This is a genomic window from Streptococcus peroris ATCC 700780 (genome assembly GCF_000187585.1).
GTDB lineage: Bacteria > Bacillota > Bacilli > Lactobacillales > Streptococcaceae > Streptococcus > Streptococcus peroris.
In genome coordinates, this window is sequence record NZ_GL732463.1 from 221,229 (window position 1) to 239,426 (window position 18,198).

Annotated in this window: 16 protein-coding genes and 2 pseudogenes; 12 read left to right on the forward strand and 6 right to left on the reverse strand. The window is 38.6% G+C overall.

Going from position 1 to position 18,198, the window contains the following annotated elements:
• Positions 1-21 precede the first annotated feature (21 nt).
• A complete protein-coding gene (gene folB / locus HMPREF9180_RS02985; RefSeq protein WP_006144916.1) occupies positions 22-834 on the forward strand; it encodes a dihydroneopterin aldolase in 813 nt (270 codons plus the stop codon).
• 40 nt (positions 835-874) lie between these two features.
• On the opposite strand, the gene HMPREF9180_RS02990 is transcribed toward folB, so the two are convergent.
• Positions 875-1,192 carry a DUF960 domain-containing protein gene (locus tag HMPREF9180_RS02990; RefSeq protein WP_006144917.1) on the reverse strand — a complete coding sequence of 106 codons (318 nt, stop codon included), beginning with the start codon at positions 1,190-1,192 and terminating at the stop codon, positions 875-877.
• Between the two features lie 204 nt (positions 1,193-1,396).
• Here HMPREF9180_RS02990 and ccpA point away from each other — a divergent pair, with 204 nt between their 5' ends.
• Complete coding sequence (ccpA, locus tag HMPREF9180_RS02995) at positions 1,397-2,404, forward strand: catabolite control protein A (protein WP_006144918.1); 1,008 nt, start codon at positions 1,397-1,399, stop codon at positions 2,402-2,404.
• A gap of 41 nt (positions 2,405-2,445) precedes the next feature.
• Here ccpA and HMPREF9180_RS03000 read toward each other — a convergent pair whose 3' ends face one another.
• On the reverse strand, positions 2,446-3,408 hold the full coding sequence (locus HMPREF9180_RS03000) for an asparaginase (protein WP_006144919.1): 963 nt from the start codon (positions 3,406-3,408) through the stop codon (positions 2,446-2,448).
• 65 nt (positions 3,409-3,473) lie between these two features.
• On the opposite strand from HMPREF9180_RS03000, the pseudogene HMPREF9180_RS03005 reads away from it, so the two are divergent.
• Positions 3,474-4,867 (forward strand): annotated as a pseudogene (locus HMPREF9180_RS03005) (Cof-type HAD-IIB family hydrolase).
• Between the two features lie 75 nt (positions 4,868-4,942).
• Here the strand turns inward: HMPREF9180_RS03005 and HMPREF9180_RS03010 are convergent.
• From HMPREF9180_RS03010 to HMPREF9180_RS03025, 4 genes are all read right to left on the reverse strand, one after another.
• Positions 4,943-5,536, reverse strand: a complete 594-nt coding sequence (locus HMPREF9180_RS03010; RefSeq protein WP_006144922.1) for an Asp23/Gls24 family envelope stress response protein — start codon at positions 5,534-5,536, stop codon at positions 4,943-4,945.
• Positions 5,537-5,549: 13 nt separating this feature from the next.
• On the reverse strand, positions 5,550-5,720 hold the full coding sequence (locus HMPREF9180_RS10090) for a DUF2273 domain-containing protein (RefSeq protein WP_006144923.1): 171 nt from the start codon (positions 5,718-5,720) through the stop codon (positions 5,550-5,552).
• Positions 5,721-5,732: 12 nt separating this feature from the next.
• Positions 5,733-6,296 carry an alkaline shock response membrane anchor protein AmaP gene (gene amaP, locus HMPREF9180_RS03020; protein WP_006144924.1) on the reverse strand — a complete coding sequence of 188 codons (564 nt, stop codon included), beginning with the start codon at positions 6,294-6,296 and terminating at the stop codon, positions 5,733-5,735.
• A gap of 476 nt (positions 6,297-6,772) precedes the next feature.
• A complete protein-coding gene (locus HMPREF9180_RS03025; RefSeq protein ID WP_016466819.1) occupies positions 6,773-7,225 on the reverse strand; it encodes a universal stress protein in 453 nt (150 codons plus the stop codon).
• Positions 7,226-7,369: 144 nt separating this feature from the next.
• Between HMPREF9180_RS03025 and HMPREF9180_RS03030 the strand changes: the two genes are divergently transcribed.
• The 9 genes and pseudogenes from HMPREF9180_RS03030 (at position 7,370) to HMPREF9180_RS03070 (ending at position 18,151) form a co-directional block, all read left to right on the forward strand.
• A complete protein-coding gene (locus HMPREF9180_RS03030; protein ID WP_006144927.1) occupies positions 7,370-8,209 on the forward strand; it encodes a metallophosphoesterase family protein in 840 nt (279 codons plus the stop codon).
• A gap of 70 nt (positions 8,210-8,279) precedes the next feature.
• Positions 8,280-8,717 carry an Rrf2 family transcriptional regulator gene (locus HMPREF9180_RS03035; RefSeq protein WP_006144928.1) on the forward strand — a complete coding sequence of 146 codons (438 nt, stop codon included), beginning with the start codon at positions 8,280-8,282 and terminating at the stop codon, positions 8,715-8,717.
• 196 nt (positions 8,718-8,913) lie between these two features.
• Positions 8,914-11,133, forward strand: a complete 2,220-nt coding sequence (recJ, locus tag HMPREF9180_RS03040; protein WP_025168596.1) for a single-stranded-DNA-specific exonuclease RecJ — start codon at positions 8,914-8,916, stop codon at positions 11,131-11,133.
• A 212-nt stretch (positions 11,134-11,345) separates the two neighbouring features.
• Positions 11,346-11,975, forward strand: a complete 630-nt coding sequence (locus HMPREF9180_RS03045) for a COG3942 and LysM peptidoglycan-binding domain-containing protein (protein WP_025168597.1) — start codon at positions 11,346-11,348, stop codon at positions 11,973-11,975.
• Positions 11,976-12,300: 325 nt separating this feature from the next.
• Complete coding sequence (locus HMPREF9180_RS03050; protein WP_006144932.1) at positions 12,301-13,962, forward strand: ribonuclease J; 1,662 nt, start codon at positions 12,301-12,303, stop codon at positions 13,960-13,962.
• A 65-nt stretch (positions 13,963-14,027) separates the two neighbouring features.
• Positions 14,028-14,807, forward strand: a complete 780-nt coding sequence (locus HMPREF9180_RS03055; protein ID WP_006144933.1) for an alpha/beta hydrolase — start codon at positions 14,028-14,030, stop codon at positions 14,805-14,807.
• Positions 14,808-14,937: 130 nt separating this feature from the next.
• Entirely contained in the window at positions 14,938-16,158 is a 1,221-nt protein-coding gene (gene murM, locus HMPREF9180_RS03060; protein WP_006144934.1) for a peptidoglycan bridge formation alanyltransferase MurM, read from the forward strand.
• Positions 16,159-16,162: 4 nt separating this feature from the next.
• Positions 16,163-17,303: pseudogene (locus tag HMPREF9180_RS03065) on the forward strand (peptidoglycan bridge formation glycyltransferase FemA/FemB family protein).
• A gap of 146 nt (positions 17,304-17,449) precedes the next feature.
• Positions 17,450-18,151, forward strand: a complete 702-nt coding sequence (locus HMPREF9180_RS03070) for a M57 family metalloprotease (RefSeq protein WP_025168598.1) — start codon at positions 17,450-17,452, stop codon at positions 18,149-18,151.
• The last annotated feature ends 47 nt before the right edge of the window (positions 18,152-18,198 follow it).

Sequence of the window (18,198 nt, forward strand, 5' to 3'; positions counted from 1 at the left end):
TTTCTCAAGAAAGGACTGCTTATGGACCAACTGCATATTAAAGATTTAGAAATTTTCGCCTATCACGGCCTTTTTCCTAGTGAGAAAGAACTGGGACAAAAGTTTGTTATTTCAGCAAGCTTATCCTATGATATGACCAAGGCTGCTACGGACTTAGATTTGGAAGCTTCTGTCCATTATGGCGAGCTCTGTCAGCAATGGACGACTTGGTTTCAGGAAACTACTGAAGACTTGATTGAAACAGTTGCCTACAAACTAGTAGAGCGCACTTTTGAAACCTATCCAATAGTTCAAGAAATTAAACTGGAACTCAAAAAACCATGGGCGCCTATTCATCTACCACTGGATACCTGCTCAGTAACCATCCATCGCCGCAAACAAAGAGCCTTTATTGCTCTAGGTAGCAATATGGGGGATAAAACGGCTAATCTCAAGCAAGCTCTTGAAAAAATAAGTACTCGTGGGATTCGTATTCTCAAAGAGTCTAGTGTGATTACAACTGAGCCATGGGGCGGTGTAGAGCAAGATAGTTTTGCTAATCAGGTCATTGAAGTCGAAACTTGGCTGCCGGCTCCAATCTTGTTAGAAACCTTATTGGACATTGAGTCAGAAATGGGACGAGTTAGGGAGGTGCATTGGGGTCCTCGCTTGATTGACCTGGATTTGCTCTTTGTAGAGGACCAAGTTATCTATACAGATGACCTCATATTGCCTCATCCTTATATTGCTGAACGCCTCTTTATCCTAGAGTCAATTCATGAAATAGCTCCACATTTTATCCACCCAGTACTACAGAAGCCAATTCGTTATTTATATCAAGAATTGAAAAAATAAGAAAACTCTAGTTCCCTACATTTACAGGGGACTAGAGTTTTTAAAATAGGTCATTTTCTTCAGGGAGGAGGATGGTTTCCTTGCCGTCCATATCCATAACAAGTACTTCTGGTGGATACAATGGGTCAAAAGGATGATTAAAGTCGAAGTCAATCGTTGTAGGTAGATGCTCACTTGAAAAACGGAAGGTGATAGAGCCTTCATTATTTAAGAGTCGAAATTCCAATTCATCTTCTAGTTCAAAAACATGCTTTAAAAAGTGGTCGATAATATACCAGATTGAGTCGATAACATCATCTGGGAGATTGGTTACTACACCAAAACTAGTACAACGTTGATGCGAATCCGTGAAAGCCATCAATAACTCCTACTTTATTTTTTTATTATCATACTGCAAACTTCCCGAAAAATCAAGAAAAGTCGACTGTTTTAAAAAATTACATAAATTTCTATATTTTTTCAAACATTCCTTTAAAATAACTTGAAAATGCTTACAAATAGTGATAGAATAGAAGTAGTAGAATCATGAAAACAAAATTTTCAACATTAGAAAGGAAACGGTATGAATACAGATGATACAGTTACGATATATGACGTTGCCCGAGAAGCGGGAGTTTCAATGGCGACAGTCAGTCGTGTAGTCAATGGTAATAAGAATGTCAAAGAGAACACTCGTAAAAAGGTTCTAGAGGTTATTGATCGACTCGACTATCGTCCAAATGCAGTCGCTCGTGGTTTGGCAAGCAAACGTACGACAACTGTTGGTGTTGTTATTCCAGATATTACCAACACTTATTTTGCAACTCTTGCAAAAGGGATTGATGACATTGCGGAGATGTACAAGTACAATATCGTTCTTGCTAATAGTGATGAAGATGATGAAAAAGAAGTCGCTGTAGTAAACACACTTTTTTCAAAACAAGTTGACGGTGTTATCTTTATGGGCTATCATTTGACAGAGAAGATTCGTTCAGAATTTTCTCGTTCACGTACCCCTGTCGTCCTTGCGGGAACAGTGGATGTTGAGCACCAACTTCCAAGTGTTAACATTGATTATAAGAATGCTATTGCGGATGCTGTTCGTCATTTATTGAAACGTAACAAAAAAATTGCTTTTGTTAGCGGTCCTTTGGTAGATGATATTAATGGTAAAGTTCGCTTAGCTGGTTACAAGGATGCTTTGAAAGAAGCTGGAGTCAACTATAGTGAAGGTCTTGTATTCGAATCAAAATATCGCTATGATGATGGCTATGCTCTAGCAGAGCGCTTAGTTTCTTCAAAAGCAACTGCAGCTGTTGTAACTGGTGATGAGTTAGCGGCAGGTCTTTTGAATGGCTTGGCAGACCATGGAGTTTCAGTACCAGAAGACTTTGAAGTTATTACTAGTGATGATTCCCAAATTGCTCGTTTTACTCGACCAAATCTGACAACTATCGCACAACCCTTGTATGATCTTGGTGCGATTAGTATGCGTATGTTGACGAAGATTATGCATAAAGAAGAATTGGAGGAACGTGAAGTTCTTCTTCCTCACGGTTTGAAAGTGCGTAAATCAACTCGTAAAGACTAATAAAAAATCCCAGGAAATCAGCTGATTTCCTGGGATTTTTCTTATCCTTCCATATATGTTCGGAGTTGGTCTCCCTTTAGTCCTGCATTAATCGCAATCAGGAGTTTAAGGCGTGCTTTTTGAGCATTTAATTCTTTTACAAAATAAACACCATCATTTTGAAGACAAATACCCCCACCTTCGTAGGCATAGACAGGTTCTGCAATTCCATTGAAACAACGGGAAACAAGTGCAATAGGAAGTCCTGCTTGACAAAGGGATTTCAGTTTTTGAGCAGTTTCTTTTGGGACATTTCCGGCACCAAAAGCCTGTATAATCAATCCATCTAACTGCGCAACTGGAAGTAAGTCAAGAAGTTCATCAGTCATTCCAGCATAAACTGGTATGATAGGAATCAGTCCGTGAATGCTCTCAAGGTCAAAACGAACACGAGGTTCTGCGGTTTTGAAGTAGAGAATTTCATGCTTCATAATCAGTCCAAGTGGGCCATGAGTCGGTGTTTGAAAGGTGCTAACATTTGTAGTATGTGTTTTGGTGACATATTTAGCGGCGTGAATTTCATCATTCATAACGACTAACACGCCTTTGTCCGCAGCCTTGTCATCGCTAGCCACACGTAAGGCGCTAAGATAATTATAGACGCCATCACTTCCTAGTTCATTGGAAGATCTCATAGCCCCTGTCAGAACGATAGGTATATGAGGCACCTCCATGGTATCGAGAAAATAGGCCGTTTCTTCTAGTGTATCTGTCCCATGAGTAATCACAATCCCATCGTAAGTAACTGCCTCTTGTTTGATCTTTTTGTAAAGAGCTAGCATATGCTTGGGCTTGATGTGCGGGCTTGGTAAATTTAAAAAATCTAAGGAATGTACTTCAATGCCTTCGAGTGGATTAGAGATATGATTCATAGGGTTGTCAGCACTAGTCCTTACAGCTCCAGCTTCATCTGCCTGCATGGAAATAGTACCACCAGTATGTAAAACAAGGATTTTCTTAGTCATGATTCACTCACTTTTTCTGAAATGTGGTATAATCATTGTATCATAAAAGAAAGGAATGAGATAGGATGGAAGTCAAAGCTGTTTTTTTGATATTGATGGAACGCTTGTAAATGATCGTAAGAGTGTCTTGAAGTCCACTAAAGAAGCTATCAAGATTGTGAAAGAACAAGGGGTGCTTGTTGGAGTGGCAACAGGACGAGGACCTTTTTTTGTTAAGGATTTGATGGATGAATTGGATCTAGATTTTGCAGTGACCTACAATGGCCAATATATCTTTAACAAAGACCGTGTTCTTTTTGCTAACCCTATTGATAAGAGTAGTCTCAGACAGATCATCACTTATGCCAAGGAAAATCGAAAAGAGATTGCCATGGGGACTAGACAAGATGTTGTCGGCTCTCGGATTATGTCCTTTGGACTCAGTCCTCTCTCACAATTAGTTAGTCATTTCGTTCCTAAATTTTTGACACGTACTGTTAGTCATTCCTTTAATCGTATGGTCAGCAAGGCACTTCCACAGAAGGAAGATGATTTGTTGGATTTAATCAACCAACCAGTCTATCAGGTGCTTATGTTAATGACACCTGAGGAAACAAACCATGCTGCGGAACAATTAAGCCAGCTCAAGTTTACAAGAAGCAACCCTTTTGCCGCTGATATTATCAATCAAGGAAACTCTAAGTTAGAGGGTATCCGTCGTGTCGGAAAAGAGTATGGCTTTGATCTCAATCAAGTCATGGCCTTTGGAGACTCCGATAATGACTTAGAAATGTTGGCTGGAGTTGGGATGTCTGTCGCTATGGGAAATGGAAGTAGTAGTGTCAAAGAAGTTGCCAAACATATCACTACCAGTAACCAAGATGACGGTATTCATAAGGCATTAGAATATTTCGGCGTTTTAGCTTCTGAAAAAGTCTTTGTTAGCCGTGACTATCATTTCAACAAGGTTAAAACCTTCCATCGTATGATGGATGAGCGAACTCAAGAAGAACCTATCGCTTGGGATTTAGAAGGGGCAACCCATCGTGCTGGCTTTAAGATTGAAGAGTTAGTTGAGTTTGTTCGTGCTGCAAGTAATTCTGAAGAGGAATTCCAACAGGGTGTACAGAATTTACACCAGGCACTCGATAAAGCTGCTGAAAAAGTGAAAAAATCAACACCAGCAGAAGTTACTCTGGTTGGTCAGGCAGATGCATTGATTGATACACTTTACTTTACTTATGGAAGCTTTGTTTTGATGGGGGTAGACCCAGAGAGAATTTTTGAAATTGTTCATCAAGCCAATATGGGGAAAATCTTCCCAGATGGCAAGGCCCATTTTGATCCGGTGACTCACAAGATTTTGAAACCAGATAACTGGAAAGAAAAATACGCTCCAGAACCTGCTATTAAAAAGGAGATAGAGCGCCAAATTAAGGCTTATGAACGCCATAAGGAAAGAGAAAATAGAATGAGTTAGAAGCTCCAAGATGAAAAATTAAAATACCTATTGGATTTATTCAATAGGTATTTTTGTTCATATTAGATTTTGGAGCTAGTTTACACGACTTTTTTCTTTAGATGTTACATCTTTTACAGCTTCGACACCTTCACTTGCTTTTTCTTTAGCAGTTGATACACCACTACTGAAACCAGTTTTAACTTTTTCAAATTGTTCGGATGCAAATTCACCTGTTGACTCTGCTGCGTCAGTTACTCTATCTTGAAGACTCACTGAGTCTGCTTCAAATTGTTCTTTTGTTTTGATATCAACAACGTTCACGTTTACTTCAACAACTTCAAGATTTGTCATTTGTGAAACCTCAGAAGTGACAACTTTTTTAATTTTGTTGTATAGTTCAGGAACGTTAATTTTGTATTCTACAACAACATTCAAATCGACAGCAACTTGTGTCTTACCAACTTCAACATTAACTCCGCGAGTAACATTATCTGTGTTAATAATTTTTTCAGTTAAATTAGAGAAAAATCCTCCATCAACGTCCAAAAGACCAGGTACTTTTTCTAGTGCTAGACCAATAATTTTTTGGATAACCTTATTTTCATAAGTAAGGCTTCCTTTTACTTCATGAGTAGTAGCAGTAGATTCATTTTTTTCTGTAGAAACGTTTTTTTCCAAGTTTGACATATGCAACTCCTTATTATTTATTTATATAGTTTTTTTGGATATATAATCCAATTACAATTCCTAAAGCTCCGAAAATCAAAACAAATAGTGTTTTGAAGAAACCAAAGGAAATAATTAAACAAGCTAGAATAATACCTATTAAGCCTGATAAAATTGGATACTGATACTTTTTAAGTAATTCCATCTTTTCACTTCCTTAATCTACACGACTTGTAGTTTTCTTGTGTTGAGTTGGAGGTTGATAGTTTTTAACCAAAACTTCAAGTTTTACCTCACGTTCAAGACCAAAAAACTGCCTTAATCCTTGAGTTATTTCATTTTGAATTGACTGGCACTTAGTAGAGATGTTGTCTGAAGTAATTATTCTACCTTCCACGTAAACAAAACATTTATTTCTTCTGATATTTACACGGATAGTTGGATTTTTAATCAACTCATATTCATCAACAACACATCTAACGAACCCTTCAATAGCTGAATTTTTTAGTTTAAGCTTATCATCTTTAGTACCTAATTGAATATCCAGATATTGCTTAGGATAAAATAGTATAACTAGGATTGATGATAAAACTAATACTGATAGGATTAATGTCCCCCAAAAAATGTATTTTGAAATGAATGCAGCAAAACTCCATTCTCTCCAACTAAACAATTGAATGCCTAAGTCACTTGCTTGTTGGTAATCAATCAAGATGGGGAGGAAGACTGTCAAGATAAGAATACAGAAAATAAGTAAAAGTATTTTCTTTGTTTTTGACATATACAATCCTTTCGAATTAAGCTCATAGATTATTGTAATAGTTTAGGCAGGTGTACAACAATCTATCATCTTCAAGATAGAAGAATACGGAATTAGTGACTTTGAAAAGTGCTACTATGATAGATGAGGTTAGCTAATTTAGTTAACGAAGGGCTCATCTCCCCGAGGGATTGTTAATAGAGAACTAGGAAAATGGAGTAAGTAGTTTCAAAACAAAATGTATGATACCCTTAGACGTAAAAATGCCAAGTTGTCTATAACAAGTGGCAAAAAAATGGGTCTCCTTTTCTAAACTGCGAATACATTCTCAGTTGTTTTTAGTATAGCATTTTTTGAAAGCGCTGTCAATTTTGAACATCCTCTCCTTTACTTTACAGATTAGTTTAGGATTTTTTGACGAATATAGTCCTCGCTGTATAAAAGGCTATCACTAATAAAAAGCGAGGCCGGGATTTTTCCGACCTCTTTTGTTCTCATTATAAAGTTTTATCCTTGTCTCGAACAACGAGAAGGTCAACACTTGTATGGCGTAGGATATATTCTGATGAAGATCCGACAAGCAAACGTTCGAAGGCGTTAAGCCCAGTTGCTCCAACCAAAATCAAATCAACATGTTCTTGTTCAGGGATTGTTTTGGCTAAAAGAGTTTTAGGATTTCCCATTTCGATGACAACTTTTATGTCTGTAAGGCCAGCGTCTCTAGCACGCTTTTCATATTCTGCCATCAAGTCTTGGGCTTCCACTTGTAACTCTTCATAAACTTCAGCATCAAATGTTGAAATGCTTTGAAGAGCACGAGTGTCAATGACATGGGCAATGGTTAATTTAGCTTGGTTACGCACAGCTGACTGAACTCCCTTAACAAAAGCCAAATCAGCTTCTTTAGAACCGTCGACTGCTACCATGATGTTTTCGTAACGTTGTGTCATAGCAAAAACCTCCTCATTTCTTATCACCCTCATTGTAATCCTTTTCACTAAAAAAGTAAAGTAAAAAATGATAGGAAGGAAAACGCTTTTGACTTTGCTTTTAAGAGTGCTATAATTAAATGTGAGAAAACAAGAGGGATTGATATGACAAAAATTGCGGTACTTTCAGATATTCATGGCAACACAGGAGCATTGGAAGCAGTTCTCACAGATGCGGAAAAGGCAGGAGTTGAGGAATATTGGCTTTTGGGAGATATTCTCATGCCAGGAACGGGACGAAAAAGTATCCTCAGACGATTGGAGGAATTGCCGATTACGGTTCGGGTTCTGGGGAATTGGGAAGAAAGTTTATGGCGGGCTGCTCACCGAAAATTGGATACAAGTAGGCCCAGTCATCGCTACCTCTTACGGCAATGTCAGTATATCATGGAAGAAATTAGTCTAGATGAGATTGAAGAACTTCAGGATTTTCCTATGCACACCCATCGCCAGTTTGGAAATCTAAAGGTGGGGATTAGTCATCATTTACCGGATAAAAATTGGGGAAGAGAACTGATTCATCTTGGAAAGCAGGAAGATTTTGATCGTTTGGTGACTAATCCTGACTCCGATATTGCCATCTATGGTCATATCCACCAACAATTTTTACGTTATGGAAGTGGTGGACAACTCATTTTGAATCCAGGTTCGATTGGGCAGCCTTTCTTTTTATCAGCAAGTCTGCGTGAGGATTTACGAGCCCAATATATGATTTTGGAATTTGATGATAAAGGATTGAAGGATGTAGATTTTTGTCGCGTTGATTATGATGTCGAAGCAGAGTTGCAGTTGGCTCGAGAGTTGCAATTGCCCTACTATCAGGTCTATTATGAAAGTTTAGTCAATGGAATTCATCATACCCACAATCAGGACTTGTTGCATGAAATCGCTCAAAATCAAGGGCATGATGCAGAATTGGATGACTGGCTCAGTCGTAACTCTTGACATTACAACTAGAGGAGCTATAATAAATATAAGAGAAGAATGAGCTTAGTTAACGAGAAAGGAGAACTGCATGCAAATTTCAAGTCGCTTTACCATTGCAACCCATATGCTAGTTATCATTGCCCTTGAAGGCAAGGAAAATAAAGTTACTAGTGATTTTCTAGCTAGCAGTGTGGGGGTTAATCCTGTTATTATTCGTAAAACCTTGTCTCAACTGAAAAAGGCGGAGTTGATCTCAGTTGCGCGTGGAACTGGGGGAGCAGAAATTATCAAAAATCTTGAAGATATTAGTCTCTTGGATATCTATCAAGCAGTTGAATGTCTCGGGAAGACGGGTCAACTCTTTAGCTTTCATGATAATCCGAATCCAAATTGTCCAGTTGGAGCCAATATTCATGTGGTTTTAGATGAGAAATTGCTAAAAATCCAGCAAGCTATGGAAAAAGAATTGAGCCTAACTAGTCTCGCTCAACTAGTAACTGATACAGAAGCGAGAATTAAAAAATAAATTTTAAACTAAAGAACACCTGAATTGCTGTACTGAAAAGCCTAGTTGTTTAGGTGTTTTTTCGTTGTTAAATAGGCGAGGTGTTAGCTGAAGTGGCTTAAAAATTTAGCAAAGAATATGGTCTGAATATCAGGAGAAAAACCAAAAATCGTGTTATAATAAATGAATAGAATCGTAAGAAAGAGTGGATATTTATTTGATAATTCCTACTTATAATTGGCAATTTTCTCCGCAAGTTGAGGATGCGGATTTTACAAAGATTGCCAAGAGTGTAGGCTTGAGTTCTGAAGTCGCTTGTTTGTTGTTTCAACGTGGAATCAAGGACGAAAGCAGCCTGAAGAAATTTTTAGAACCTTCTTTGGAAGATTTACATGATCCTTATCTATTACATGATATGGATAAGGCAGTTGATCGTATTCGCCAGGCTATCGAGCAAGGAGAATTGATTCTCGTCTATGGTGACTACGATGCAGATGGGATGACTTCGGCTTCGATTGTCAAGGAGAGTTTGGAACAATTAGGAGCAGAGTGTCTGGTCTATCTCCCAAATCGCTTTACAGACGGTTATGGTCCAAATGCCAGTGTTTACAAATATTTCATCGAGCAACAGGGTGTGTCTTTGATTGTGACAGTGGATAATGGAGTTGCTGGGCATGAAGCCATTGACTTGGCTCAGTCTATGGGAGTGGATGTCATTGTGACAGACCACCACTCCATGCCAGAGGTTTTACCAGATGCTTATGCAATCGTCCATCCTGAACATCCAGAAGCAGATTATCCTTTTAAACAATTAGCAGGCTGTGGAGTTGCTTTTAAACTAGCTTGTGCCCTCTTGGAGGAAGTGCAGGTTGAGTTGCTTGACTTGGTTGCCATTGGAACCATTGCGGATATGGTAAGCCTGACGGATGAAAATCGTATCATGGTTCAGTACGGTCTAGAAGTTTTGCGCAATACTCAACGAATTGGTCTCCAAGAACTATTTGAAATTGCAGGAATTGCTACTAGTGATATTACAGAAGAAACAGTTGGTTTTCAGTTGGCACCTCGGTTAAATGCCTTGGGGCGCTTGGATGATCCCAATCCAGCGATTGATTTACTGACTGGCTTTGATGATGAAGAGGTGCATGAAATTGCCCTCATGATTCAAGAAAAAAATGAAGAACGCAAGGAAATCGTTCAAGCCATCTATGATGAAGCTAAAAACATGGTAGATCCTAGTAAAAGTGTTCAGGTTTTGTCAAAGGAAGGCTGGAACCCAGGGGTTCTTGGAATTGTAGCTGGACGCTTACTGGAAGAACTAGGTCAAACAGTTATTGTTCTGAATATTGAAGATGGTCGTGCCAAGGGAAGCGCACGGAGTATTGAAGCAGTCGATATCTTTGAAGCTTTGGATCCGCATCGCGCTCTCTTTATCGCCTTTGGTGGCCATGCAGGTGCCGCAGGTATGACGCTCGAGGCTGAACAGTTAGATGCCTTGTCAGAAATTTTAGAAACCTATGTAAAAGACAAAGGAATAGACGCAAAGTGTAAGAGCCAATTATATCTAGACGAAGAACTAGATTTGGAAAACTTGAATTTAGATACGGTTAAAAGTTTTGAACGATTAGCTCCTTTTGGGATGGATAATCAAAAACCTATCTTCTATATTCGATATTTTCAAGTAGAAAACGCTCGTTCTATGGGGGCAGGCGATAGTCATCTGAAGTTGAGAATATCCAAAGGGACCGCTAGTTTTGAGGTAGTAGCTTTTGGTCAAGGATCAAAGGCAACAGAATTTGCGCAGACCAAACAACTGGAGTTAGCAGTCACCCTTTCTGTTAACCAGTGGAATGGACAAACAACCCTCCAGTTGATGATGGTAGATGCTCGTGTAGATGGTGTTCAACTCTTTAATATTCGTAGTAAGAGCGCTGCTCTGCCAGATGGAGTGCCCGTACTTGATTTTTCGGAAGAATTGCCTGATATTTCATTGAGTCCAGCAGTCGTTGTCAAGAATATCCCAGAAGACATCGAAATTCTCAAGAATACTTTCCAGCAGCATGATTTTCTAGCAGTCTACTTTAAAAATGATATCGACAAGCCCTACTATTTGACTGGTTCTGGTACAAGAGAGCAATTCGCAAAGCTCTATAAGACGATCTACCAGTTTCCAGAATTCGATATCCGATATAAACTCAAGGACCTATCTGCCTATCTCAAAATTGAGCAAATCTTACTCGTTAAGATGATTCAAATTTTTGAAGAGCTTGGTTTTGTCACCATTGAAAATGGTGTGATGAGGGTTAATAAAGATGCGGCTAAACGGGATATTGCTGAAAGTCAGATTTATCAAAAACTCAAGCAAACTGTTAAAGACCAAGAAATGATGGCACTAGGTACAGTGCAGGAAATCTATGATTTCTTGATGGGAAAATAAAAGGAAAGAGGCTGAGGTAATCTATCTCAGCTTTTTTTGTAGTCTCTTATAATTTTAAATATTGTGTTCTTTAGAGTGTCATGTAGTAAAAGTAAACAGATTTGTAACATGACTACAACATAACTCTAAAATGATTGACATGTAAATCAGGTATGATTCTCTTGTCAATAAAAAGTTAAAAACAATCAAAAAAATTTTAGGAGAAAATGATTATGAAAAAAACAGTTGCTAAACTGACTCTTGGTTTAACATCTACAGCTATTTTGGCTACAATTGGGGCTCAAACTGTAAGCGCAGACTCTTACGTTGTTCAAGACGGTGATTCATTTTTTGGTATTGCTGCTACAAGTGGTATGGATCCTTATGTATTAGCTGCTAATAATGGGAAAAGTATTTTTGATACCATCCACCCAGGAGATGTGTTGGAAGTGAGTGGTCCAGTTCAAGCTAGCTATACATACAATGCTCCGGCTTCAGATAATGTTGTCGTAAATACCCCTACAAACTATGGGAACTCTTATCCTGTTGGTCAGTGTACATGGGGTGTGAAAGAAATGGCTCCATGGGCTAGCAACTGGTGGGGAAATGCTAATACTTGGGCAATCTATGCTAGTGCACAAGGTTTTAGGACAGGAACTGTGCCTGTAGTAGGAGCAATTGCCGTTTGGGATGGTGGTGAATACGGACACGTAGCAGTTGTTACAGCTGTTGAGTCAACAACACGTATTCAGGTTTCAGAATGTAACTATGATGGTAGTGGTACTCAACCAATCGGAAATTACCGTGGATGGTTTAATCCTACAGCTTCAAAAGGTACTGTAAGATACATTTATCCAAACTAAAAATACTTAAAAAGATTTAGAATTTCTAAATCTTTTTTTATTTCTGAGTAACTTTCTTGTTGCTATCTATTGGATTAGTAGATGTTTGCTAAACAGTATTATAGATTCTAAGGTGAACTTAGATTTCAAAAATAGAGAAAGAAGTAAAACAACTCGATTAGTAGTGGTGAATGGACTCTAGCTAAAATCCTATCTTCATTTTGAAAATTAGTAAAAAAATGGTATAATGAGAGGAAAAGATTCGGATAAAAGTAAATTGAACTTTTAAAAAAAAGAGAGTTGTGAAGACTCTACAAACACGTTATAGTAATACTTCGGAGGAAAAATGACCAATATTAAATTAACAACTCTGGGCGGTGTTCGTGAAAATGGAAAAAACATGTACATCGCAGAAATTAATGACTCAATCTTTGTTTTAGACGCAGGTTTAAAATATCCTGAAAATGAGCAGTTGGGTGTCGATGTCGTTATTCCAAATATGGAATATCTATTTGAAAATAGCGATCGTATTGCCGGTGTATTCTTAACACACGGGCACGCAGATGCGATTGGAGCCCTTCCTTATCTCTTGGCAGAAGCTAAGGTTCCTGTATTTGGCTCAGAGCTGACAATTGAGCTTGCTAAGCTTTTTGTTAAAGGGAATGACAGCGTCAAGAAATTTGATGATTTTCATGTTATTGATGAAAATACAGAAATTGATTTTGGCGGAACGGTTGTGTCCTTCTTTCGAACAACTCACTCTATCCCAGAAAGTCTGGGTGTTGTCTTGAAAACGTCTGAAGGGGACATCGTCTATACAGGTGACTTTAAATTTGACCAAACAGCTAGTGAATCATATGCGACTGATTTTGGACGTCTTGCAGAAATTGGTCGTGAAGGAGTATTGGCGCTACTAAGTGATTCAGCTAATGCAGACAGTAATGTCCAGGTGGCGAGCGAAAGTGAAGTTGGTGATGAAATTACGCAAACTATTTCTGACTGGGATGGGCGTATTATCGTTGCTGCGGTTGCAAGTAACCTTTCTCGTATTCAACAAGTGTTTGATGCGGCTGCAGATACAGGCCGTCGAGTTGTGTTGACTGGTTTTGACGTTGAGAATATCGTTCGCACAGCCATCCGATTGAAAAAGTTGTCTTTAGCAAATGAGAATCTCTTGATTAAACCAAAAGATATGTCTCGTTTTGAGGACCATGAATTAATCATCCTTGAAACTGGACGTATGGGTGAACCAATTAATGGACTACGTAAAATGTCCATTGGTCGTCACCGCTATGTTGAAATCAAAGATGGGGACTTGGTTTATATCGTCACTACACCATCCATTGCCAAGGAAGCTGTGATGGCACGTGTGGAAAATATGGTCTACCAAGCGGGCGGTGTTGTTAAACTGATTACTCAAAATTTGCGAGTATCCGGACACGGAAATGCGCGTGATCTTCAATTAATGATCAATCTCCTGCAACCTCAGTATCTCTTCCCGATACAAGGAGAGTACCGTGAGTTGGATGCCCATGCCAAGGTTGCAATGGCAGTTGGTATGTTACCAGAACGTATCTTTATCCCTAAGAGAGGGACAACCATGTCTTATGAACATGAGGACTTTGTCCCATCTGGTGCAGTTACAGCAGGCGATGTCTTGATTGACGGGAATGCTATCGGGGATGTTGGGAACGTTGTTCTTCGTGATCGTAAGGTTTTGTCAGAAGATGGCATTTTTATAGTCGCTATTACTGTTAACCGTCGTGAAAAGAAAATCATCTCTAAAGCCCGAGTACATACGCGTGGATTTGTCTATCTCAAGAAGAGTCGTGATATTTTACGTGAAAGTACTGAGTTGGTAAATCAAACGGTTGAAGACTACCTCCAAGGGGAAGATTTTGACTGGGCTGATCTGAAAGGTAAGGTACGTGATAATTTGGCCAAATTCCTTTTTGACCAAACCAAGCGTCGACCAGCCATCCTACCAGTAGTCATGGAAGCAAAATAGGATCAAATAGCAAGAGAAAGTCGAGTTTCGGCTTTTTCTTATCTTAAACGAATAAGGAGCAAGTTATGGCAGTAATGAAGATTGAGTATTACTCAAAAGTTTTAGATATGGAGTGGGGGGTAAATGTTCTCTACCCCGATGCGTCTCGGGTAACAGAGCCAGACTCTACAGATATCCCAGTTCTTTATCTCCTTCACGGGATGTCAGGGAACCACAACAGCTGGCTCAAACGGACCAATGTAGAGCGCTTGCTACGACGAACCAATCTAATTGTCGTCCTGCCAAGTACAAATAATGGCTGGTACACAGATACTCAGTATGGCTATAACTACTATACAGCTCTAGCAGAAGAACTACCTAAGGTGCTCAAACGCTTCTTTCCAAATATGACTAACAAGCGTGAAAAGACTTTTATCGCTGGTCTGTCAATGGGAGGTTACGGTTCCTTCAAGTTGGCGCTGTCAACTGATCGTTTCTCTCATGCAGCTAGTTTTTCAGGCGCTCTCAGTTTCGAGGAGTTTTCTCCTGAAAGTCAAAATTTAGGAGCGCGTGATTACTGGCGAGGTGTTTTTGGCAAGCTTGATAACTGGGAAACTAGTCCTTATTCACTTGAAACCCTTGCTAAAAAGTCAGACAAGAAGACCAAGCTCTGGGTTTGGTGTGGCGAGCAAGATTTCTTGTATGCTGCCAATAACCTAGCGGTGAAGAACCTCAAAAGGCTTGGTTTTGATGTGACCTATAGCCATAGTGCAGGAACTCATGAATGGTATTATTGGGAAAAACAATTGGAACGGTTTTTGGCTACACTGCCGATTGATTTTGTTTTGGAAGAGAGATTGAGCTAGTTTTTTATCGATAAAATAATATAGACTATTTCTCTAAGGTTAAAAATGAAAATGAGAGTTTATTTTCACTAGACTTTTTAATTGAAAGTAGTAAAATAGTAATGAGATACTAGGTGAAAGAGAGTGAGATATGTATCGTTATCAAATTGGTATTTCTTCGTTAGAGCATGATCGATTTATCGAACAACATGAGTTGGTCAATATATTACAAAGTAGTGCTTGGGAAAAAGTGAAATCTGATTGGAATCATGAGAGACTTGGTGTTTATGAAGGGAAAACATTACTGGCTGTGGCTAGTATTCTCATTAAGTCTCTGCCTTTGGGGTATAAAATGTTTTATATTCCAAGAGGTCCCATATTGGATTATAGGGATACAGAACTTTTAAAGTTTGTCCTGCAGTCTATTAAGTCTTATGCTCGCAGTAAGAGAGCGGTTTTTGTGACTTTTGACCCAAGTATTTGCCTATCTCAAAGTTTAATCAATCAGGAAAAGACAGAATATCCTGAAAATTTGGCTATTATTGATAGTTTGCAACAAATGGGAGTAAGGTGGTCAGGAAAAACGGAGGAAATGGGAGACACTATTCAACCTCGTATTCAGGCGAAAATATACAAGGAAAATTTTGAAGAAGATAAACTTTCTAAGTCAACAAAACAGGCTATTCGAACAGCGCAAAATAAGGGAGTAGAGATCCAATTTGGTGGAACTGAATTATTAGCGCCTTTTTCCTTTTTGATGAAAAAAACCGAGAAGCGAAAAGAGATTCATTTGAGGAATGAAGCCTATTATAAAAAGTTGTTAGATAATTTTAAGGACAAGGCCTACATCACCTTGGCAACCTTGGATGTCTCTAAACGTTCGCAAGAATTAGAAGAACAGTTGGCGAAAAACAGAACCTTGGAAGAGACCTTTACTGAGTCAACTCGCACTTCAAAAGTAGAAGCGCAGAAGAAGGAAAAAGAACGTTTGTTAGAGGAATTGACTTTCTTGCAGGAATATATGGATGCAGGTCAATCAAGAGTTCCCTTGGCGGCTACCTTGACTTTAGAATTCGGACAAACTTCTGTCAATCTATACGCAGGAATGAATGAAGATTTTAGACGTTATAAAGCTCCTATTTTGACTTGGTATGAGACAGCTCGATATTCCTTTGAACGTGGCATTTTATGGCAAAATTTAGGAGGCGTCGAGAATGCTTTAGATGGTGGACTCTATCGTTTTAAAGCTAATTTTAATCCAACGATTGAAGAATACTTGGGTGAATTTACAATGCCCACTCATCCTCTCTATCCTCTGTTAAGACTTGCTCTTGATTTCCGTAAAACATTAAGAAAAAAACATAGAAAGTAAGTATATGGCACTAATTACACTCACGAAAGAAGAGTTTCGTACTTACTTCTAATCAGGTTTCTTCTCGTTCCTTTATGCAATCTGTCCAGATGGGTGATTTGATAGAAAAAAGAGGAGCTCAAATTGTTTATCTTGCTTTAAAACAAGAAGGAGAAATTCAAGTTGCAGCTCTGGTTTATAGCTTGCCTATGCTAGGTGGTCTGCATATGGAGCTCAATTCGGGGCCGTTTTATACCCAACAAGATGCCCTTCCAGTTTTTTATGCGGAGTTAAAAGAATATGCCAAGCAAAATGGTGTATTAGAGTTGCTTGTAAAGCCCTATGAGACCTGTCAAGCTTTTGACAGTGATGGGGAGCCAATAGATGAAGAAGAAAAAAGTATTATCCAAGATTTGTGTAATTTAGGCTACCAATTTGATGGTTTGCCAACCGGTTATCCTAATGGCGAAATTTTTTGGCATTTTATCAAAGATTTGGAGGGTTACGATGAGAAATCTTTGCTGAAATCCTTTAATAAAAACAGTATTCGAAATATTCAATCAGCATATGATTTTAATCTGATTGTAAGAAATATAGAACGAAATGAAATTTCGAAATTCAAACAAATTATTGAAGAAACAGGAAAAATACAAGGGTTTAAGGATAAGAATTTAGATTATTACTGTAAATTGTATGATGCTTTTGAGGACAAGGCGGCTTTTCTAATTGCTGAAGTGAATCCTAAAAAATCAATCGAAGCTCTCGATGTGAAGCAGGCTGGTCTTGATGAAAGGTCAAAGCAATTTAAACAGCAATATCAAGTTTTACAAAAGAAAAAAGATCTTTTGAGGAACTTGGATAGTGAATCTGACAACATTGCTTTAGCTTGTGCTTTAATCATTTACACAAATACGGAAGTAGCATATTTGTTTGGAGGCTCATTTACAGAGTATCAGAAGTTTTCTGCTCCGTTTTTGCTTCAATATCATGCAATGAAGCAGGCTCTGGAAAGAAAAATTGGCAAATACAACTTTCTGGTTATTCAAGGGATTTTTGATGGAAGTGATGGCGTATTACGATTTAAGCAGAACTTTAATGGTTATATTGTGAGAAAGGCAGGAACTTTCCGATATTATCCAAATCCAATCAAGTTTAAGTGTTTATAATTTTTGAAAAAAACAATCGGAAGATAAGTGAACAAAGTGGTTTTAGTTTTCTTTCAGCTTACTCAAGTAAAATAAGGAATCTATCTTTAGAATGGGAAACCAGGACTAAAAGATGGGTTCTTATTTTTTTAGAAAGGTGGGCAATTATGGGCTGGATTATTCGTGTGTTATGTCGATTTTTATTAGGGATTTTGCGCATTTTTTGGCGCCTTGTATGGACACTTATCCTCTTAATTCTCATCACTTTTGGGATTCTCTGGTATGTGACAGGTGATTTACCTGCTACTTTAAATCAAGTTAGCAAAGTAGTTCAAGTCGGCCAAGCAGGTTGGCAACAATGGCAAGAAACTGGTAAATTACAAGGTCTGTCTCAGACCGATAATCATCAAGGTTCAGGGGCAAAATGGCCAAAGGCGCAAGCGACTATCTATATCGATCCTCAAATGGATGCGACTTTCCAAAGGGCCTATCTTGAAGCTATTGCTAACTGGAATCAGACTGGAGTATTTCATTTTGAAATTGTAACCGAACCGGATCAGGCCAATATTTTTGCGACTGAAATGAATGATGGTTCGACAGCCGTTGCTGGTGAGGCGGAGAGTCAGACAAATCTCCTAACCAAACAATTCACTTCAGTGACCGTTCGCCTGAATCATTATTATTTATCTAATCAAAACTATGGCTATACCTACGACCGCATCTTGCATACAGCAGAGCATGAGCTAGGGCATGCCATTGGTTTGGAACATACCAATGAAGTTTCGGTCATGCAGCCAGCGGGGTCATACTATGGTATTCAGGCTCAAGATGTTCAAGCAGTTCAGAAACTTTACGGCTCTGGAGAATAAGTGTTTTTAAGCTCAAATAGGACTTCTTGATGTCAGCAATGGTAAGG